The sequence below is a fragment of the Roseateles sp. genome, from assembly GCF_047654805.1.
Taxonomy (GTDB): domain Bacteria; phylum Pseudomonadota; class Gammaproteobacteria; order Burkholderiales; family Burkholderiaceae_C; genus Pelomonas.
In genome coordinates, this window is the sequence record NZ_JASGIV010000001.1 from 2,415,368 (window position 1) to 2,434,876 (window position 19,509).

General features: G+C 68.8%; 18 protein-coding genes. 5 read left to right on the top strand and 13 right to left on the bottom strand.

Annotated elements, in window-relative coordinates:
* Window positions 1–12 precede the first annotated feature (12 nt).
* Together QM732_RS10765 and QM732_RS10770 are read right to left on the bottom strand one after the other, a co-directional pair.
* The gene (locus QM732_RS10765; protein WP_415656146.1) at window positions 13–753 is read right to left on the bottom strand and encodes a hypothetical protein; all 741 of its coding nucleotides are present in this window, start codon (window positions 751–753) and stop codon (window positions 13–15) included.
* Window positions 754–1,169: 416 nt separating this feature from the next.
* A complete protein-coding gene (locus QM732_RS10770; protein ID WP_415656147.1) occupies window positions 1,170–1,985 on the bottom strand; it encodes a right-handed parallel beta-helix repeat-containing protein in 816 nt (271 codons plus the stop codon).
* A gap of 165 nt (window positions 1,986–2,150) precedes the next feature.
* Between QM732_RS10770 and QM732_RS10775 the strand changes: the two genes are divergently transcribed.
* The gene (locus QM732_RS10775) at window positions 2,151–4,748 is read left to right on the top strand and encodes an ATP-binding protein (RefSeq protein WP_415656148.1); all 2,598 of its coding nucleotides are present in this window, start codon (window positions 2,151–2,153) and stop codon (window positions 4,746–4,748) included.
* Between the two features lie 35 nt (window positions 4,749–4,783).
* Window positions 4,784–4,933 carry a hypothetical protein gene (locus QM732_RS10780; protein ID WP_415656149.1) on the top strand — a complete coding sequence of 50 codons (150 nt, stop codon included), beginning with the start codon at window positions 4,784–4,786 and terminating at the stop codon, window positions 4,931–4,933.
* A gap of 18 nt (window positions 4,934–4,951) precedes the next feature.
* On the opposite strand, the gene QM732_RS10785 is transcribed toward QM732_RS10780, so the two are convergent.
* The 6 genes from QM732_RS10785 to queG form a co-directional block, all read right to left on the bottom strand.
* Complete coding sequence (locus QM732_RS10785) at window positions 4,952–5,554, bottom strand: MarC family protein (RefSeq protein ID WP_415656150.1); 603 nt, start codon at window positions 5,552–5,554, stop codon at window positions 4,952–4,954.
* A gap of 24 nt (window positions 5,555–5,578) precedes the next feature.
* Window positions 5,579–7,930: a TonB-dependent receptor plug domain-containing protein gene (locus QM732_RS10790; protein ID WP_415656151.1), complete on the bottom strand. Its 2,352-nt coding sequence runs from the start codon at window positions 7,928–7,930 to the stop codon at window positions 5,579–5,581.
* A gap of 143 nt (window positions 7,931–8,073) precedes the next feature.
* Entirely contained in the window at window positions 8,074–8,952 is an 879-nt protein-coding gene (gene xerD, locus QM732_RS10795) for a site-specific tyrosine recombinase XerD (protein WP_415656152.1), read from the bottom strand.
* 176 nt (window positions 8,953–9,128) lie between these two features.
* Window positions 9,129–10,103, bottom strand: a complete 975-nt coding sequence (locus QM732_RS10800; protein WP_415656153.1) for a tripartite tricarboxylate transporter substrate binding protein BugE — start codon at window positions 10,101–10,103, stop codon at window positions 9,129–9,131.
* Between the two features lie 33 nt (window positions 10,104–10,136).
* Window positions 10,137–10,739 (bottom strand): chalcone isomerase family protein, encoded by a 603-nt coding sequence (locus tag QM732_RS10805; protein WP_415656154.1) that lies wholly within the window; start codon window positions 10,737–10,739, stop codon window positions 10,137–10,139.
* Complete coding sequence (gene queG / locus QM732_RS10810; RefSeq protein WP_415656155.1) at window positions 10,736–11,872, bottom strand: tRNA epoxyqueuosine(34) reductase QueG; 1,137 nt, start codon at window positions 11,870–11,872, stop codon at window positions 10,736–10,738. Before queG ends, QM732_RS10805 begins: the two co-directional genes overlap by 4 nt.
* On the opposite strand from queG, the gene tsaE reads away from it, so the two are divergent.
* Both tsaE and QM732_RS10820 read left to right on the top strand, forming a co-directional pair.
* The gene (gene tsaE, locus QM732_RS10815) at window positions 11,867–12,352 is read left to right on the top strand and encodes a tRNA (adenosine(37)-N6)-threonylcarbamoyltransferase complex ATPase subunit type 1 TsaE (RefSeq protein ID WP_415656156.1); all 486 of its coding nucleotides are present in this window, start codon (window positions 11,867–11,869) and stop codon (window positions 12,350–12,352) included. The two genes, queG and tsaE, sit on opposite strands and share 6 nt — an antisense overlap.
* Window positions 12,349–13,746, top strand: coding sequence for an N-acetylmuramoyl-L-alanine amidase (locus tag QM732_RS10820; protein WP_415656157.1), 1,398 nt, complete (start codon window positions 12,349–12,351; stop codon window positions 13,744–13,746). Before tsaE ends, QM732_RS10820 begins: the two co-directional genes overlap by 4 nt.
* 70 nt (window positions 13,747–13,816) lie before the next feature.
* On the opposite strand, the gene QM732_RS10825 is transcribed toward QM732_RS10820, so the two are convergent.
* From QM732_RS10825 to QM732_RS10835, 3 genes are read right to left on the bottom strand one after another with little or no spacing between them, the layout of a single operon-like run.
* Entirely contained in the window at window positions 13,817–14,497 is a 681-nt protein-coding gene (locus tag QM732_RS10825) for a phytanoyl-CoA dioxygenase family protein (protein ID WP_415656158.1), read from the bottom strand.
* A 21-nt stretch (window positions 14,498–14,518) separates the two neighbouring features.
* The gene (locus tag QM732_RS10830; RefSeq protein WP_415656159.1) at window positions 14,519–14,734 is read right to left on the bottom strand and encodes a YbdD/YjiX family protein; all 216 of its coding nucleotides are present in this window, start codon (window positions 14,732–14,734) and stop codon (window positions 14,519–14,521) included.
* Window positions 14,727–16,790, bottom strand: coding sequence for a carbon starvation CstA family protein (locus QM732_RS10835; RefSeq protein WP_415656160.1), 2,064 nt, complete (start codon window positions 16,788–16,790; stop codon window positions 14,727–14,729). The genes QM732_RS10830 and QM732_RS10835 overlap by 8 nt, the downstream gene beginning before the upstream one ends.
* A gap of 252 nt (window positions 16,791–17,042) precedes the next feature.
* Here QM732_RS10835 and QM732_RS10840 point away from each other — a divergent pair, with 252 nt between their 5' ends.
* Window positions 17,043–17,408, top strand: a complete 366-nt coding sequence (locus tag QM732_RS10840; RefSeq protein WP_415656161.1) for a hypothetical protein — start codon at window positions 17,043–17,045, stop codon at window positions 17,406–17,408.
* A gap of 73 nt (window positions 17,409–17,481) precedes the next feature.
* Here the strand turns inward: QM732_RS10840 and QM732_RS10845 are convergent, their stop codons facing one another.
* Together QM732_RS10845 and QM732_RS10850 are read right to left on the bottom strand one after the other, a co-directional pair.
* On the bottom strand, window positions 17,482–18,114 hold the full coding sequence (locus tag QM732_RS10845; protein ID WP_415656162.1) for a response regulator transcription factor: 633 nt from the start codon (window positions 18,112–18,114) through the stop codon (window positions 17,482–17,484).
* Window positions 18,111–19,502, bottom strand: coding sequence for a cache domain-containing protein (locus QM732_RS10850; RefSeq protein ID WP_415656163.1), 1,392 nt, complete (start codon window positions 19,500–19,502; stop codon window positions 18,111–18,113). The genes QM732_RS10845 and QM732_RS10850 overlap by 4 nt, the downstream gene beginning before the upstream one ends.
* Window positions 19,503–19,509: the final 7 nt, after the last annotated feature.

A 19,509-nucleotide genomic window follows, 5' to 3' on the forward strand; every position in this document is an offset into this window, starting at 1 on the left:
AAGTTGCCGTACTCAGCAAACGTTGCCGTTGCAGAGGTTGCTGCCCATCGACTTGACCTGGCTGGTGATGGGCGTGGTGACGTTGGTCAAGACCGACTGATGCAACGCGCTGGGGGTGTCGTTGCCGTAGTAGGACACGCCCGTGGCGGCCCCTTGCACATTCAGCCGGGTGAGTACGCTCTTGGAACTGACAACCGCCTGTGAGGCCGCGGTAATCGTCAGGTCATCCGCGACCACGCCATAGAGGGTGGTGGCATAGCGCGAGACGTAGACGCTGACGCGGGCGACATGCGTACCGCCGGGGGCGTACAGGCCGCTGTCGCAGTGGTGCAGGTCAAGATCGCTGAGGCGCGAGTGGTAGGCCGAACGCAGGCAGTCGCCGAAGCCGCCCACCGATCCGTTGCGCACGGCGACCCGGTTCAAGTCGGCTCCCGTGACGGTCACGCCACTGCCCACACCGTTGCAGGCGATGTTGCCAATCCCCGCGACAGTGCAGGTACCCGTGCCGGTGATAGAGAAGCCGTTGAGGTCGAGGGTTACATCGCTGGACGCGATCACGATGCCGCTCTGGCCGGCAGGTACCGTCAGGTTGCTCGTCAGCTTGTAGCTGCCGGGCTGGCTGATGGTGACGGGAAAGCCGGGTGTGTCGCCCGGCGTCACGTTGCCGGCCAGCGCCTTGGTCTGATCGATGGTGCTCTGTGCGAAGGCGGAAGAAGCCGCGAACAGTGCCGCGAGGATGATGGCAGTCTTCATGGTGTAGATCTCCTGTCGTGGAAAGGACGTCGTGGTTGGATGACGGGAGTCATCGTCGCCACCCCAGGTATCAGCGCCACTTCATATGGCGGCCCGTGTGTTTGTTTTGTTTCAGCGGCCCGCTGAAACGCAGGTGCTGACGGACGCTCTCCGTACGGTGCAGCTCCGTTCACGCTGCCGGTCAGCTTGTTGCTGCCAAGCAGGCTGGTGGTGCTCGGGAAGCACGACGTGCCAACCGGCGGGACATTGCCCGCCAGGGCCTTTGACCAGTCGAAGGTGCCCCGCACGAAGGCGGAGAAAGCAATCGCCGATGTCGACGCGACAGAGAAGACGCGGAAGGTCCTCATTGCAAGGTTGCGTCATTGACATGGAACGAGAGATGCCGGTCGTAGGCAAACCGCGCGTGTGGCTCTGGCTCAGCAGGGGCCGCTGTTGCAGAGGTTGCTCTTCGTCGAACCGGTCCCATTCATCGACAAGTTGCCGGTCGGGCCGTTGTTCACGAGCAGGCTGTTCGTGGCAAAGCCACCATTGACGCCGTAAAGCCCGTTCAGCGAAGCGCTACTCTCAACCAGCATGCTGCCGTAGCTCATCTCGAAGCCATGTGACCCGTTGCCCACGGCCACAGAGCCACGCACCACCACGGGGATGACGTTGCCGAGCGCCACCCCCCTGCCGCGGTTCATCGAGAACACAGCGTTGTTGATGATGCCGTGAGCCATGTCGGGGTCGTACTTGCCGCTGCCCGAATCGATCACGAGCACACCATCACCACCGTTACCGATGACGCGCAGGTTGTCGATCTGGAGTGCCGCACCAGCCACCACGCCGTTCCAGCCAAAACCGCTGACGGTGCCATTGCGTAGCGTCATCCGAGACGGCGCATTCTTGATGGCGTTGCTGATGCCTGAACCCGCACCAGTCGGACAACCGGTGAGTGCGGCACCTCGTGCAGCGCAGGTCCAGGTGCTGGAAAGGGTGTATCCGTTGAGATCCAGGCTGACACCGTCAGCGGCGACGACGATGCCGTCGGCGCCGGCAGGCACTGTCAGGTTGCTGGTCAGCTTGTAGCTACCGGGCTGGCTGATGGTGATGGGAAAGCCCGGCGCGTCACCCGGCGTGACGTTGCCGGCCAGGGCCTTGCCCTGGTCAATCGTCACCTGGGCATGGGCGTAGCCGCAGCTCATGGCAAAGCCGGCCAGGCCGGCAGTGAGGGAGAGGAGGAACTTTTTCATGGTGAAGCGTGTCGTTGGGGTTGGTGCGTTCTGGAATGGAAAGCAGTCTCGGCCGATGGGCGGTTCAAGTCGTCAGCGGGCGGTTAGGCTTTGGTTAAACCTCCCCCGCGTCTGCGGGTGAGTCCTTGGGTTAGGTTTCGGTGCCGCCCGGCAGAATTCGCGGCCGTGAATGCCCCTGAAACTGCCGCCGCCTTGCTTGCACCGCCCGGCCCGGTGGTTTTCGGGCCCTTCCTGCTGGACTACGGCCAGGCCCGCCTGGCGCGTGACGGCGAGCCCGTCGCACTGGCGGGCCGGCCGCTGGCGGTGCTGGCGCTGCTGGCGGCGCGGCCAGGCCGGCTCGTGAGCAAGGACGAGGTGCTGGATGGCGTGTGGGGCCACCGGCACGTGACCGAATCGGTGCTGAAAGTGGCCATCAACTCGCTGCGCACAGCGCTGGGCGACGACGCCAGGGCTCCGCGTTACGTGGAAACGGTGGCGCGTCGCGGCTACCGGTTCCTCGCCGATGTACGGCCGGTCGTGGCGGAAAGCCCGCGGGCCGCCTTGCCCACCCCGGCGGCTCGGGCAGAACAAACAGTGCAGGCAGTGCATACGGCGCTGGTGGGCCGCGAGCATGACTTGCAGCACGTGCTGGACCTGCTGGGCAGCAGCCGCCTGGTGACGCTGTGCGGCCTCGGCGGCGTGGGCAAGACACGGCTAGCACTGGCGGCGGCAGCCGAAGCGCAAGGGCGGCAGGCGGCCTGGCCGGACGGCGTCTGGGTGGTGAGACTGGAATCCCTGGCGGATGACGGCCTGCTGGTCCACAGCGTCGGGCAGGCCCTGCATCTAGGCGCGCGCGCCGGCGGCAGCGCCGTTGCGCTGGCCCAGGCGCTGGCCCCGCTGAGGCTGCTGCTGGTGCTCGACAACGCAGAGCACCTTGTGGATGCCGTTGCCACACTGCTGGCGACGCTGCTGGCTGCCGCGCCGGGCCTCACGGTGCTGACCACCAGCCAGTTGCCGCTGCGCGTGAGCGGCGAGCAGGTGCTGCCGCTGGCGCCGCTGGCGCTGCCGCATGACCTTGCGGATCCCGCTCCCCTGCCCGACGGCTATGCCGCGGCAAGGCTCTTCTGCGCCCGCGTGCGCCAGTGGCAGCCCGGCTATGCACCCACTCCGGAAGAACATGCCGACATCGCCGCCATCTGTCGCAGCCTGGACGGTGTGCCGCTGGCGCTGGAGCTCGCGGCGGCGCGCGTACCGCTGCTGGGAACGGCCGGGGTGCGCACGCGCCTGAGCCAGCGCTTCGCGCTGTTGACGCGCGGCGCGCGCGATGCTGCGGCCCGCCAGCGCTCCCTCACCGCCGCACTGGACTGGACCTACGGCCTGCTGCCACCGGCCGAGCAGCGCGCGCTGCAGTGGCTGAGCGTATTCGCCGGCAGCGTCACGCCCGCAGCAGCCGAGGCGCAACTGCAAGGCCTGCAGGGCGACGGCCTGCCGCTGGATCTCGTCGACGCGTTGCTGGAGCGCTCGCTGCTGGTGCCTGAGACCACCCCACAAGGGCCGCGCCTGTTCTTCTTCAACAGCGTGCGCCGCTACGCGCTGGAGCGCCTGGCCGAGGCTGGCGGCGAACCCGCCGCGCGTGCCGCACACCTGCACGGGTTGCGGCTGCGCTTCGAGCGGGCCGACGCCGAGGAGCTGCACACGCCGCAACACCGCTGGCTGCCACCGCTGCGCGAAGAGCTGGACAACCTGCGCGCTGCACTGCGCTTCGGCCTGGCGACCGAGGCTGCGGCCGCCGCTCGCGAAGATGCACTGCGGCTGCTGTGCGCGAGCACAGCGTTCTGGGCCGCCGGCGGCATGCGCGTCGAGGGGCTGCGCTGGTTCGAGGCCGCCGAGGCCGTCGCGCCCACGACAGGCGAGCTCGCGCTGCTGCTGGCGCATGCGCGAGGCATCTTCGGCGCGCACAGCCAGCTCGGCGCCCCGCAACAAGCACTGGATCAGCTGCTCCTAGCCCAGCCCCTGCTGCGCGAGCGCGGCGACCGCAGACGCCTTTATCAGTCGCTCTATGCGCAGCGGCGGCTGCTGATGCGGCTGGCCTCGACGGAGGACGTGAGCGGGCTGCTGGCCGAGATGACGCAACAGTTGCAGCCTGGCTGGAACATCGTGGCGCGCCGCTACCTGCTGCAGCTGCAGACCTACGCACTGCGCGATGGGGGCGACATCGAAGGCTACCGCCAGGCCTGCGCCGAGCTGCTGGCCGACTGCCAGGCCGAGGGCGCCGAGTTCGAGTGCTGGCCGGTCGCCAACGCGCTGGGCCAGGCCCTCGTGCAGCTTGGGCGCCTGGACGAAGCCTGCGAGGTGCTCGCCGCCGCCGCCGCCGAGGTATGGGCCTGCGACATGCAGCGCGAACAGGTGCCGCTGCTGGCGGTGAACGCCAGCGTGCAGTTGCTGCGCAGCGCTGACGCGGATGCACTGCAGGCCGGCCGGGATGCCGCCTTGCTGCTGCAGGCCGAGGGCATGCTGTGGTGGATGGCCGACGCCTTGCCCTGGGCTGCCTGGCACCAGGGCCGCCACGAAGACGCCCGGCGGCTGCAGGACTGGGCCGACGCGCAGGTGCGCCGGCGCGGCGAGACGCGCGGGCCGCTCTTCTCGTCCGTCCGGGCCGCGTTCGCCACCGCGACCGGCATACCCTTGGACGTGGATGCGGCGGAAAGTCCCGCTTTCAGCGACGCCGCGGCTGCGGCCCTGGCCTTCGGCCCGCTGGTTTCAGTGCGTCGCGCTGAGGCATAGTCCGGCCTTCTTCAATCTCTTCGCATGGAGGATCCATGGCCAATACGGAACAACGCAGCAACAAGATGGCGAAGAAGCCCAAGAAGGATGCCAGCCCCGGCAAGACCGCGGGCTCCGACCGCCCGGTCGCACCGATGACCTCGGTGATCCCCAAGGGCAAAGAAGCCAAGCTGAACCGGAAGTAAACCGCCGCTGGCGGTGGCTTACAGGCCGCCGACGAAGTAGCGCTTCAGCCCCGCCAGCACCATCTCGACCGCGATCGCGGTCAGCACCAGGCCCATCAGTTTCTCGATGGCCGAGACGACCGAGTCCCCCAGCAGCTTGCGGATGCGATCGGCCAGCACCAGCGTCAGGCCCGAGATCAGCATCGCGGCACTGAGCGCCCCTATCCACTCGTAGATGCGATCCGGCTGGCGGGACGCCAGCAGCAGCACCGTCGCCATGGCAGAGGGGCCGGCCAGCAAGGGCACGGCCAGCGGGAAGATCAGCGGCTCCTTGCCGGGCTCCAGGCCGTAGGCCGACTCCGTGGAGCCGCCGAAGATCATGCGGATGGCAATGATCATCAGGATGACGCCGCCGGCGACTTCCAGCGACCGCTCCGACAGGTGCATCACCTGCAGGAAGGCCTCGCCCACGAACATGAAGGCGAACAGCACGCAAAAGGCGATGCCCACCTCGCGCATGGCCACCCGCGTGCGGCGCTCCTTGGGCACCGCGCGCATGATGGAGATGAAGATGGGCAGGCTGCCGAGCGGGTCAAGCACCAGCAACAGCAGGATCAGGGCGGAGAGAAAGCTGTGGTCCATCCGCCCCGATTGTCAGCGAGCGTTTCAGAAGCGGTAGTAGGCCCGTGCGAAGTAGGACGCGCCATTCAGGCCGAACTGCACGCTGTCGTAGTAGAAACCGTTGTCGGTCTCGTCCGGATTCTGGCGCGACGGCTTCACGTTGAAGACGTTGTTGCCGCCCACGCTGAGCTTGAGGGCCGGCGTGGCCTGCCAGCTCAGGCCCAGGTCCATGGAGGTCTTGGGCTTGTAGTGCAGGAAGACGCCGTCCGTGAAGCCACCCTGGGTCTGGCTGCCGAAGTGGACGACCTTGGCCTCGCCCGTCCAGGCGCCCTGGCTGTACTCGAAGCCCAGCGTCGCCTTGGAGCGCGGGCCTCCCTGCTCGATGAAGAGGCGCTCGCGCTCGGACAGCAGCACGTCCTCGAAGCCCTTCAGCGAGGCCGGCGCGTGGATGGCCGTCACGGTCGTGCGGCTGACGTTCAGTGCCAGGAAGGTCGAGAGCTGGCCGGCGCCCAGCTTGGCGCGGTTGGAGGCCGTCAGGTCCAGGCCGCGGGTGCGGGTGTTGACCGAGTTGACGAAGAACTGCGCCTGGCCCACGCCCAGTCCCTGCAGGATGGCGCCCAGGGCCGGGTAGTTGTCCTCGTCGAAGCGGCCGGACAGCACGATGCGGTCGCGGATGTTGATCTGGTAGAGGTCGACGGTGACGGCCGTGTCGGTGCTCGGCTTGAAGGTGAAGCCCAGCGTGAGGTTCTTGGACTTCTCCTGCTTGAGCGCCGGCACGCCGGCGGCGTTCGTGATCTTGCTGCCGTTAGGAGCCAGCACCACGTCCAGCGGCCTGCCGCTGATGAAGTCGGTGAAGGTGGACGAGAAGTAGAGCTGCTGCAGGCTGGGCGCGCGGAATCCCGTGCTGGCCGCGCCCCGCAGCAAGAAGTCCTTGCCGACCTTGTAGCTGCCCGCGAGCTTGGCCGTCGTCGTCGAGCCGAAGTCGCTGTAATGCTCGCCACGCAGGGCCGCGTCCAGCGTCAGCGACGGCGTCAGCGTCGCCTCCCAGTCCAGGTAGAGGGCCTGGCTGTTGCGGCTCCTGTTGGTGGCATCCGAGGGCTGGAAGCCCGGGAAGCCCTGGCTGCCGGCGTTGCCGCCAAAACCCACGCCATCGGCGTCGATGTAGGAGCCGGGTTCGCCGGCCACGATGTCGTACTTCTCACGGCGGTACTCGGCACCGAAGGCGATGTTGCTGCCGCCAGCCAAGTCGGGGAAGAAGCGGCTGACGTCGAAGTTGGTCGTCGCCTGGCTGAAACCGAAGCCGCCGGCGTCAAAGCTGGTCGCGCTGACGCCCTTGCCGCCGGCCAGCAGATCCTTGTTGGCGATGGAGGCGTTCAGCGTGTTGCTGATGTTGTAGCGCAGCTTGTTGCTGCCGTAGGTCTGCGACAGGTCGGTGTCCCAGCCGGCGAAGGCCGACTTCCACCCGACGATCAGGTAGCGGTCCTCGATCTTGCCGTTGATGAAAGGCACGAAGCCGTTGGGATACATCGCGGCGGAGTTGCGGCTGGGAATGTCGTCGTCGCCGTTGCGCGCCCAGGCTGCGGACGACGCATCGCGGTTCTGGGCGCCGGCAGTCAGGTAGAGGCGGTTCGCGCCAGCGACCGGGAACTCCCCGTTCAGGTAGACGGTCTTGTTCTTGACCTGGGTGTCGCCGATGGTGCGCGGGTTGTCGGGGTCGGCGCGGTTGGAGCGCCCGCGGTCCTGCCACTCGCCGGTGATGGCGAGCGTGCCATCGCCGAGCTTGACGCCGCAGTAGGCCGAGGCGAGGTAGTTCTTGCCGTCCCCCTTGGAGTACTGCCCATAGCCGGCCACGGCCTCGCAGCCGGCCTTTTTCTTCAGCTGCACATTGATGACGCCGGCGATGGCGTCAGAGCCGTACTGGGCCGCCGCGCCATCGCGCAGCACCTGCACGTTGTCGATGGCCAGCAGTGGCAGCGAGTTCATGTCGGTCCCCGTCGTGCCGCGGTTGCGCGCGCCAAACAGGTTCACGAGCGCCACCGTGTGGCGGCGCTTGCCATTGACCAGCACCAGCGTCTGGTCCGAGCCCAGGCCGCGCAGGGCCGCGGAGTCGATCAGGTCCGCACCGTCGGCGCCGGTCTGGCGCGTCGAGTTGAACGACGGCGACAGGTATTGCAGCGTCTGTGCCAGGTCGAACTGCCCTCCTCCCTCGGTGACCTTGCTCATCGAGTAGATGTCCACGGGCACCAGGGTCTCGGTGCTGGACGCGGCGGGCAGGCTCTTGCGTGATCCGACGACGGTCACGCGTTCGAGGCTGCCGGTTTCCTGGGCCAGGGCGCCGGCAGCCCCAAACAGGCTCAGCACGGCAAGGGCAGTCGGCAGCAGGCGGGTAGCACGCATGGAAACTCCCTGAAGGGTGTGTGGTGGCGGCCAAGTTTGCCCCTGGCCGGCTCCGCCCAGGTGGCCAGTGTTGTGGCCCGCAGACAGCCTGAAACCAACGAAACGAACGAAGCCCCGCTGCAACCAGGGAGCGCCGACGGGCCCTAGCCGCGGGGGTGGTGCTGGGCGTGCAGCGCCTTGAGGCGCTCGCGCGCCACATGGGTGTAGATCTGCGTCGTCGACAGGTCGGCATGCCCCAGAAGCAGCTGCACGGCACGCAGATCCGCACCATGATTGAGCAGGTGCGTGGCGAATGCATGCCGCAGCGTGTGCGGCGACAGCGGCACCGTGATGCTGGCCGCAAGCGCATGGCGCTTGATCAGGGTCCAGAACATCTGGCGCGTCATGCCGGCGCCACGGGCAGTGACGAAGAGGTCGTCGCTACTCTGCCCGGCCAGGATCTCTGCGCGCGCCTCGCGCAGGTAGCGCGCCATCCAGTCCGCGGCGTGTTCGCCGAACGGCACGATGCGCGCCTTGCTGCCCTTGCCGGTGACGTGCAGCGCCGCGTCCTTGAACGACACGTAGGCGCTCTTCAACGTGACCAGCTCGGACACGCGCAGCCCGCTGGCGTACATCAGCTCCATCATGGCGCGGTCGCGCAGGCCCAGCGCAGTATTCAGATCCGGCGCCGCCAGCAGCGCGCCGACCTGAGCCTCGCTGAGCGTCTTGATGTTGCGGTGCTCAGGCTTGGAGGCCGTGAACTTCAGCGTCGGGTCCGACGCCACCCGCCCCTCGCGCAGCGCCCAGCGGAAATACCGCTTGATCGCGGACAGGCGTCGGTTGGCGCTGCTGGCCTTGCCCTTTTGCTTGGCCACGGCCAGCGCCAGCAAGTCCCCTTCAGTGCATTGGTCCAGCGGCCGCGGCGCCATCAGCGCGGCCAGCGCCGCCAGGTCGCGCCGGTAGGCCGCCTGGGTGTTGGCGCTCAGGCCGTCCTCCAGCCACAACGCCTCGATGAAGGCTTCGATACCGGGGTCAGTGGCCATGGGGCATCCGGCCTGCGGGCCATGCGCCAAAGCGCCCCCTGGCCGGCCCGCCACGGCAAGGCGCTTGCCGGCAGATCCGGCCGGCGTCCTCGCCTGCTCGGGGCCACGCTCGGGAAAGTACTCCGGAAAGCGGCCACGGCCCGCGCAGCGGGCCGTCCTGGAGCTGGAGCACCAACTCAGTCAAGCTTGAGCTTCTGCTGGGCGACAACCTTCTTGTAGACCTCGAACTCGGCCGCGATCTGCGCTGCGAACTGCTCGGGCGTGTTGGCCACGATCAGCGAGCCGGTGTCCTCGATGCGCTTTCTCACATCCGGGATCTCCAGCGCCTTGCGCACTGCCGCATTGACCTTGTCGACGATGTCGCGCGGCAGGCCCTTGGGGCCCTGGATGCCGTAGTAGGCCATGCGGTTGACGGGCTCCAGGCCGACTTCCTTGAAGGTCGGCACGTTGGGCAGCGTCGCCAGGCGCTGCGGCGCCGCAACGACGATGGGAATGAGGCGGCCGTCCTTGATGAATGGCAGTGCCGATGGCAAGTTGTCGAAGATCATCGGCACCTGGCCGGCCACCGTGTCGTTCAGCGCCGGACCCGCACCACGGTAGGGGATGTGCAGCACGAAGACGCCGGCGAGCGTCTTGTACAGCTCCATCTGCATGTGGCCGATGCCACCGGTGCCGGAGGTGGCGAAGCTGTGCTTGGCCGGGTTCTTCTTGAGCTCGGCGACGAAGCTCTTGTAGTCGCGCGCCGGAAAGCTCGGATGCACGGCGATGACGTTGGGCGTCGCCGCCATGTTGATGATGGGCGTGAAGTCGGTGAGCGGGTTGTAGGAGATCTTGGGGTTGATCGCTGGATTCGACGCTGTCGTGGACACGGTCGCCACGCCCAGCGTGTAGCCATCGGGCGTGGCGCGCACTATCTCGGTCGCGCCCACGGTGCCGCCGCCGCCGGCCTTGTTGTCCACCACCATGGTCTGGCCCAGCAGGCCCGTCATGCGCTCGGAGACGATGCGGGCAATGATGTCGGTCGTGCCGCCCGGCGCGAACGGCACGATCAGGCGCACCGGCTTGCTGGGGTAGGTGTCGGCCCAGGCCAGTTGGCCCAGCGGGCCGAGGCTGGCGAGTGCGGTGGCTTGGAGGACGGAACGGCGTTGCATGGGGTCGGTCTCCGTGGTGTGGGTGGCCGGATGCTAGCCGGGCTGGCCGAGCAGGCGCGCCCGCAGCCGCGCATCGCTGTTGTTGTCGCCCAGGAAGACCTTGAGGAAGGCCGTGTAGAAGTCCTGCCCCTCGATGGGCTGGCCCCAGACCTTGCCGTTGACCGTGAGGATGGTGCCGCCCTGTGCGGGCAGGTAGTCGATGTGCAGCAGGTCACCCTTCTTGACGCGCCCCACCTCACCGATGGCGGTGTTGAACTGCTTCACCCGCTCGGCCACGGCGGCCTTCTCCGCCTCGGTGGAGTTGCGGTTCACGCCCTTGCTGATGGCCTTGACGAATTCTTGCGTCGAGACGTCCTTGACGAGCGGGATGACGATGCGCAGCTCCACCCGCTTGGGGCCGGTCTGGGCATAGATGGCGTCCGGCGTGGTTGCCTTCTGCGGCAGGTACAGGGCCGCGAGGTAGAGGGGATAGATGGCGACCTGGCGCTTGCCCGCGCCGTTGAGGGCCAGGCTGGCGCCGCCGAGCTGCAACGTGTCGGGGAAGTCCTGGCCTTCGTAGCGCACGGCGTGCGCGGGCAGGCATGCCGCGGCGGACAGGGCGAGGGCGACGGTGCGGCGGCGGATGGACGGCATCATTCAAAAGCTCCGACGGAGGGAGTGCCCGACGATAACGCGCCAGCGGACCGCGGCGCGGACAAAGCCCAGGCGATGTGCTCCGCCACCAGCGCATCGCTCCCCTGCCCGGCCCGCTGCAAGGCGGCGCGCAGCGCGGCATCGTCGCGCACGCGCAGCGCATTGCCGGCGGCCACCGCCAGGTTGCGCCGCCAGCGCATGAAGCCGATGCGGCGGATGGCCGAGCCTTCGGTGCGGCGCAGGAACTCGGCCTCGTCCCAGGCCAGCAGCGCGGCGATGCTCGTTCCCGCCATGCCCGGACGCGCGTCGAAGTCGGCCAGCACCGCGGGTTGGGCGAACTTGTTCCAGGGACAGGCCAGTTGGCAGTCGTCGCAGCCGTAGACCCGGTTGCCCAGGGCCGGGCGCAGTGCCTCGGGAATGGGGCCGTCGTGCTCGATGGTCAGGTAGGAGATGCAGCGCCGCGCGTCGACGCGGTAAGGTGCCGTGATCGCAGCCGTCGGGCAGACGTCGATGCAGGCCCGGCATTCGCCGCAATGCCCGCTCACGGGCTCCGTCAGCGGCAGGGCCAGATCGACGAAGATCTCGCCAAGGAAGAACATCGACCCCGCCTCGCGGTGCAGCGTCAGGGTGTGCTTGCCGCGCCATCCCAGGCCCGAGCGCGCGGCCAGCTCCACCTCCAGCACTGGCGCGGAGTCCGTGAAGACGCGGTATCCCAGCGGGCCGACCTCCGCCTGCAACTGCTCGGCAAGCTTCTGCAGCCGCTGGCGCAGCACCTTGTGATAGTCCCGGCCGCGGGCGTAGATCGAGATCTGGGCCTGCTCGGGTGTGGCCAGGCCGGCCCATTCGACCGCCTGCCAGCCCGGCGCCGTATCCCGGGGCAGGTAGTCCATGCGGGCCGTGACGACGCGCAGCGTGCCCGGCACCAGCTCGGCAGGCCGCGCGCGCTTCAGGCCGTGCGCGGCCATGTAGTGCATGCGGCCATGGTGCCCCGCGTCCAGCCAGGCCTGCAGGCCCGGCTCGGCGCTACTGAGGTCCACATCGGCCACCGCGATCTGTGAGAATCCCAGCTCGCGAGCCCAGCCGCGCAAACGCGCCAACAGCGCGGCAGCATCGACAGTGGACGGGAGCTCTTGCATTTGCCTGCGATTTTAGAAACCCAGTTGCTGTGGCCCGACGAGGCCGCGGCCCGCGTCACCGCCGAGCATCTCGCGGCGGCCCTGCTCCCCTCCCCCGACGCCGTCATCGAACTGCACGGCCCGCTTGGCGCGGGCAAGACCACCTTCGTGCGGCTGCTGCTGCGCGCGCTGGGCATCGATGGCCGCATCAAGAGCCCGAGCTATGCGGTCATGGAGAGCTATGAGCTGCCCGCAGCATCGGGAGGCGGCCAGGCCAGCCACTTCGACTTCTACCGCTTCGGCGACCCGCGCGAGTGGGAGGATGCGGGCTTTCGAGATGTCTTTGCCGCACCAGGGCTCAAGCTCTGCGAATGGCCCGAGAAGGCCGCCGGCCAGTTGCCCGCTGCCGACCTGCAGCTCTTCATCGAGCTGATGCCCGACGACAGCCGCCGCGTGCGCGCGGTGGGCAGGGCCCGTCTCGTGGAGGCCCTCTCGACGTGAGGCGCCGCAACTCCCTGGGCCTGCTCGCCCTGCTGCTGAAGGCGCCCGACACGCTGGCAGCCCCCACGCAACCCGGCCAGGCCAGCATCGTCGCCGTGCGTGTCTGGCCTGCCGATGAATACACGCGGGTCACCCTCGAATCCGACCGGCCGCTGGCGGCCAAGCACTTCCTGGTCGACTCGCCCCACCGCCTCGTCATCGACATCGACGGCCTGACGCTGAGCCCGGGCCTTCGCGACCTGATCGGCAAGGTCAAGGCCGATGACCCCTACATCTCCGGCGTGCGGGTGGGGCAGAACACGCCCACCGTCGTGCGCATCGTGCTGGATCTGCGCCAGCCCGTGGCGCCGCAGATCTTCACGCTGACGCCGGTGGCGGCCTACAAGCACCGCCTCGTCTTCGACCTGCATCCCAAGGTGGAGGCCGACCCGCTGCTGGCGCTGGCGCGGGACGGCGACAAGAAGTCCCCGACTGTGCCTGCGCCCAAGCCGACGTCCGCCCAGCGAGCCGAGGCCGCGGCCAGCGCCGTCAACGACGCCCTCGGCGAGCTGATCCAGAAGATCGAGCGCCCGCCGGCACCGCCCGTTGCAGCGGCACCGGCGCCGGTGGCCACGGCCCCCAAGCCCGCACCGGCTGCACCGGCGCCCGGCCCGGCGACCGAGCCCAAGATCGATCGCCTCATCATCATCGCGCTCGACCCCGGCCATGGTGGCGAAGACCCCGGGGCCGTCGGCCCCACCGGCCTGCGCGAGAAGGACGTCGTGCTTGCCGTCGCCCACAAGCTGCGCGAGCGGTTGACGGCCAACCCCAACATCCGCGTGCTGATGACGCGCGACGCCGATTTCTTCGTCCCCCTGCACGAGCGCGTGCGCAAGGCGCGGCGCGTGCAGGCGGACCTGTTCGTGTCCATCCACGCCGATGCCTTCATCAACCGCCAGGCGCGCGGCGCCTCGGTCTTCGTGCTGAGCGATGGTGCGGCCACCAGCGCCGCCGCACGCTGGATGGCCAACAAGGAAAACGCGGCCGACCTGGTCGGCGGCGTCAACGTCGGCGCGGCCACCAAGGATGCCAACGTGCTGCGCGCCCTGCTCGACATGAGCACCACGGCCCAAATCAAGGACAGCCTCAAGCTCGGCGGCGAGGTGCTGGGCCAGATCGGCAAGGTCGGCAAGCTGCACAAGCCGCGCGTCGAGCAGGCGGGTTTTGCAGTGCTGAAGGCGCCGGACATCCCCAGCATCCTGGTCGAGACCGCCTTCATCTCCAATCCCGACGAGGAGAAGAAGCTGCGCGACCCTGACTACCAGGACAAGCTCGTCGACGCGCTGGCCTCGGGTATCGCCCGGTACTTTGCCAAGAGCCCGCCCATGGCGAGGAAGCGCAGCACGACGCTGTGACCGGAGCTGCGAGCCGCACATGCCGGCACCAGCGCGGATCGGGCCGCGGCGCGACGGTGCCGCGCCTGGCCTAGACGGGGGAGCGCCATCGCAGTCCCAGCGGCAGCTCCCTCGGCCCGAACAGGACATGCAGCACGCGCCGTCGGCCATCGGCCCAAGCCTTGGATGAGGCGTGCAGCGCCAGCGGGCGCATCAAAAGCCCGTCGCCGGCCATTGCGTTCACGGCCACCTCGCCGGACTGCTCTCGCCATCGCGCCACGCCGGCCTCGTCCAGCACGCCGTCACGATGGGATCCCGGCACGAAGCGCAGCCCGCCATCCGCCTCGGCCGCATCGTCCAGATGCAGGCGCAGCGCGACCATCTGCGCAAGCAGCTCGGCAGGTGCCAGCACGAAATGGCGGCAGCCCTTGACCGACCAGCCCCTCAGCGCAGGATGCTCAACACGCTCGGCAACCGGGATGGCCAGGTCCTGATGCGGTGCGACCAGCCAGTTGCGATCCTGCGCCTTCTCGAACAATGTGCACTGCACGGCAACGCCGTCTGGCGGCAGGCACGGCTGCAGCACAGGCAGCCTCTTCAGCCAGCGCACCAGTGCCTGGCACCAGGGCTGTTCGAGCAACTCGCGCTGGCCCGCAGCACCGGGCGGCAATGCCGAGAGTTCGGCGATCAGGGCCTGCCGCCGTTGCGGCGCGAGCAGCCCCGGCAGCAGGAGGAAGCCTTCAGGGAGGGCATCGTCGGGAAGAGCCGGCATGGCCGGCCTTGTACCACCGGGTCAGCAGCACTTGCCGACGCGCGCGCTGTAGCGCGCGGCCTGCCTCTCCCTGAAGAACTCTTCGTAGCTCATGGCGGGCAGCTCGGGATGCGTGGCCTGGTGGTGGGCCAGGTAGCTGCCGTAGTCCGGCACGCCCACCATCAGGCGCAGGCTCTGCGTGAGATACCGCCCGGCACGGGCGGCATCACGGGCCAGCTCACCCAGCTGCTCACGCATGCTGGCCGGCCGGCAGCGGCACGAAGGCCGTTTCCTGGGCCGTCGGGCGGCCGTTGCGGCGCGCCACGATGATGGCCTTGATGCTGTAGATCAGCACGCTGATGACCACGCCCATGAACAGCGCGCACAGCGCTGCGTCCAGCCGGTCGTTGAAGACGACGCGCTCCATCGCAGCCAGCGTCTTGGCCGGCGCCAGCACCTGGCCTTGCTCGATCGCGGCGGCGTACTTGTCGGCGTGGGCCAGGAATCCGAGCTTGGGATCGGGCGAGAAGATCTTCAGCCAGCCAGCCGTCATCGTGCAGACCAGCAGCCAAGCGGCCGGCAGCGCCGTGACCCAGGCGTAGCGGTCTTTCTTCATCTTGAAGATGACGACGGTACCTAGCAGCAGAGCGACGGCAGCCAGCATCTGGTTGGCGATGCCGAACAGCGGCCACAGCGTGTTGATGCCGCCCAGCGGATCGACGACGCCCTGGTAGAGGAAGTAGCCCCAGGCCGCCACGCACAGGCCGGTAGCGATGAAGTTGGCCACCCAGCTCTCCGTGCGCTTGAGCGAAGGCACGAAACTGCCCAGCAAGTCCTGCAGCATGAAGCGGCCAGCGCGGGTGCCGGCGTCCACGGCGGTCAGGATGAACAGCGCCTCGAACAGGATGGCGAAGTGGTACCAGAAGGCCATCATGGTCTTGCCGCCGATGACCTGGTGCAGGATCTCGGCCATGCCCACGGCCAGCGTCGGCGCGCCGCCGGCACGGGCCAGAATGGTCTTCTCGCCGACGTCGGCCGCGGCCTGGGTCAGCATGTCGGGCGTGACGACGAAGCCCCAGGTTGACAGCGTCTGCGCCACCGTCGCGGCATCCTTGCCGACAACCGCGGCCGGGCTGTTCATCGCGAAGTACACACCCGGCTCGATGCAGGCTGCCGCCACCAGCGCCATCACGGCGACGAAGCTCTCGGCCAGCATGCCGCCGTAGCCGATGTAGCGGGCGTGGGTCTCGTTCTCCAGCAGCTTGGGGCTGGTGCCCGACGAGATCAGGGCATGGAAGCCCGACACCGCGCCGCAGGCGATGGTGATGAACAGGAACGGGAACAGGTTGCCGGCCCAGACCGGGCCGTTGCCGGCGGCGAACTGCGTCAGCGCCGGCATCTTCAGCGGCGGCGCCACGATGACGATGCCGATGGCCAGCGCGACGATGGTGCCGATCTTCAAGAAGGTGCTGAGGTAGTCCCGCGGCGCCAGCAGCAGCCACACGGGGATGCAGGCGGCGACGAAGCCGTAGCCGATCAGCGCCCAGACCAGTTGCACCGGCGTGAAGGTGAAGGCATGCGCCAGCGTCGGATGCTCGCTCACCCACTGGCCGCCGAAGATGGCCGCCATCAGCAGAGCGAAGCCGATGACCGACACCTCGCCGATGCGACCCGGCCGGATGAAGCGCAGGTACACGCCCATGAACAGCGCCACCGGGATGGTGGCAGCCACCGTGAACAGGCCCCACGGCGAGTCCGCCAGCGCCTTCACGACGATCAGCGCCAGCACCGCCAGGATGATGATCATGATCATGAACGCGCCGAACAGCGCGATCAGGCCGGGCACAGTGCCCATCTCCTGCTTGACGAGGTCGCCCAGCGAGCGGCCATCGCGGCGGGTGGAGATGAACAGCACGATGAAGTCCTGCACCGCGCCGGCGAACACGACGCCAGCAAGAATCCACAGCAGCCCGGGCAGGTAGCCCATCTGCGCCGCGAGCACGGGACCCACCAGCGGGCCGGCGCCAGCGATTGCTGCAAAGTGGTGACCGTAGAGCACGTGCTTGTTGGTGGGCACGTAGTCCAGGCCGTCGTTGTATTTCCAGGCCGGAGTCTGACGCCGGGCATCCAGCCCCAGCACCTTGTCGGCGATGAACAGGCTGTAGTAGCGGTAGGCGATCAGGTAGGTGCACAGGGCGGCGGCCACGACCCATAGAGCGCTGATCGTCTCGCCACGGCTCAATGCCACGACAGCGAGGGATGCAGCGCCAAGGATCGCAATGCCCGCCCACGCAAGGTGGCGGCGCAGATTCATGAGCTTTGTCTCCGGGTGCGGCGCACGCCTCGACGAGGGCGCATGGCCGTGACAGAAGTCTCGGGATTCCTGGCGCGCCAGGCATCGTCCATGCCACGCAGGCCACCCACGCGGCATCACCTAAGGGTCAACCCGCATTCCATCCCCCTCACACCCGCTTACCTCTGCAGCCCGCAGCCCGTCAACGGCTTGCGCCGGCCGGCGTTGATGCAGGCATCACGGCCAGCAGTCCTGGCTTTGCAGGAGACCCGCATGCTTCGTTCCATCCTTGTCACCCTGGCCACCGGCGCCGCCTTGCTCGGCGCCACTGCCGCCCACGCCGGCACGCACTGGTCCATCGGCATCAACCTGCCCGCCGCCGGTGTCTATGTGTCCGACGCGCCGAGGTACGTGGTGCCTGCACCGGTCTACTACGATCCGCCGCCGGTCGTCTACGTGCCGGCTCCTCGCTATGTCCAGCGCGAGGTCTACTACGCGCCCCCGCCGCCGCGGCGCGTGGTGTACGAGACGGTCTACCGCGAGCGCCGCTGGGGTGATCGCGAGCGCCGCTGGGACCGCTACGAGCACGGCCGTCACGACCACGACCGCGACGACTACGGGCCGCGACGCGGCCGCTGATGCGCGCGGGCATGCCCGCTGATGCCTGCTGCGGCTGGCTGCACCTGCATGCCGGTCCGCCTGCGGCCTGTGCTCAGGCCGGCCCTCGCCGGCTGGCATGCTCGACGGCGTAGCGGATCAGCTCGGCCTGACCCTCCAGTTCCAGCTTGCGCTTGATGCTCTGCCGGTGCGCCTCCACCGTGCGCACGGACAAGTCCAGCTCACGTGCGATCTGCTTGCTCGAAGCGCCCTGCCCCAGCAGGCCGAGGATCTCGCTCTCACGCGGCGTCAGCACCGGCTTGGGCGCCTGGCCGCGGAACAGCCGGCCTGACACGGCCGCGCTGAGGAACGTGCCGCCGGCCGCCACCGCGTCGATGGCCGACACGATCTCCGTCGCCGGCGCGTCCTTGAGCACGTAGCCGCGCGCGCCAGCGGTCAGCGCGCGCTGCACGTACTCGGGGTTGTCGTACATGCTGAACATCAGGAGCCTCACCTGCGGCCGCGCAGCCAGCATTTCCGCGCCCAGCGCAATGCCGTTGCCGTCCTTCAGCCCCACGTCCATCACCACCACGTCGGGCGCCGTCAGGCTGAGTTGCTCCAGCGCCTCGGTGCGGCCACCGGCCTCGCCGACGACCTCAAAGCGCGGCACGGCCGCCAGGCGGGCGACCAGGCCCTCGCGCACCATCGGATGGTCGTCGACGAGCAGGATGCGGATGGGCGTGTTCATGCAGCAGCGCGGGCCAGATCGGCGGCCCCCAGTTTGACCGTGAGGCGGCTCCCGAGCCCCGGCGACGTGAGCAGCCCCAGCCGGGCACCCAGGGCGGCCGCACGCTCGCGCATGCTGCGCAGGCCCAGCCCCTGATCGGCCACGGCCTGGGCCGCATCGGCATCGAACCCCTGACCGTCGTCGTGGATCTCCAGCGCCAGTCCGCCGTCACGCTCGAAGCGCAGCAGCACGCCCACCCGAGTCGCCTGGGCGTGGCGGGCCGCGTTGTTCAGCGCCTCCTGCGCGATGCGAAACAGCGCCGTGTTCACGGCCTCGGGCAGGTCTACCTCGTCGCCTTCCACGCTGGCCTGGAAATGCGTGCCGCCGGCCGCGTCGAACTCGGCCGCCAGATGCTGCAGCGCCGCCGGCAGGCCCAGCGTGTCCAGCAGCGCCGGCCGCAGCGCGTGCGACAGGTGCCGCACCTCCGCCAGCGTGCTGTTCAGCCGCGTCAGCGCCAGCTCCTGCAACCGCGCGGCGGAGGCGGGTTCCGACTGGGCCGATTCGATGAGCAGCTTGGTGGCCACCAGCGCCTGGCTGACACCGTCGTGCAGCTCGCGCGCCAGCCGCGCGCGCTCGTCTTCCTGGCTCTGCACGACCTCGCGCGCCAGCGCGCGCAGCTTGGCCTCCGCGCTGCGGTGCTCGCTGAGATTGAGCACCAGTGCGCCGGTGCTGATGAGGGCCACGCCGAAGATGGCGACCACCCCCACCCACAGCATGGTGGCCATGATGTTCTGGCGCGCGCCGCGCTCCAGCTCCGCCATCGTCGCCTCGATGCCGTCCAGATAAAGGCCCGTGCCCAGCATCCAGTCCCACTCCGGCACGGCCACGACATAGCCCAGCTTGGGCGCCAGCAAGCTGCTGGACGGCTTGCGCCACAAGTAGTCCACGTACCCGCCACCGGCCTTGGCCTGGGCGATGAGCTGCTGGATCGTGGGCCGCCCCCGGGGGTCACGCACCCCCCACAGGTCCTGGCCGACCAGCTCGGGCTGGCGCGAATGCATCAGCACACGGCCGCTCAGCGAATAGACGAAGAAGTAGCCGTCGCGTCCATAGTCCAGTGATTGCAGGATGGCCAGCGCCCGCTCCTGCCCGCCCGGCTGGCCCAGCAGCGGCTTGATGGTGCTGACGGCGAGATCAACGTAGTGCTTGAGTTCGGTGCGCCGGGCGTCCATGTAGCTGGCGCGCACCAGCGCATGCTCGCGCGCGGCGAGCGCGCTCTCCTGCTGGCGCACGGCCAGCGCGATCAGCGCCAGCGAGGCCAGCAGAGGCAGCAGGGCCAGCAGCACGAGCTTGGCACGCAGCGACAGGTCGCGCAGGGCCAGGCCACGGGCAAGGTCTCGAAGCGCCATGCCGGTC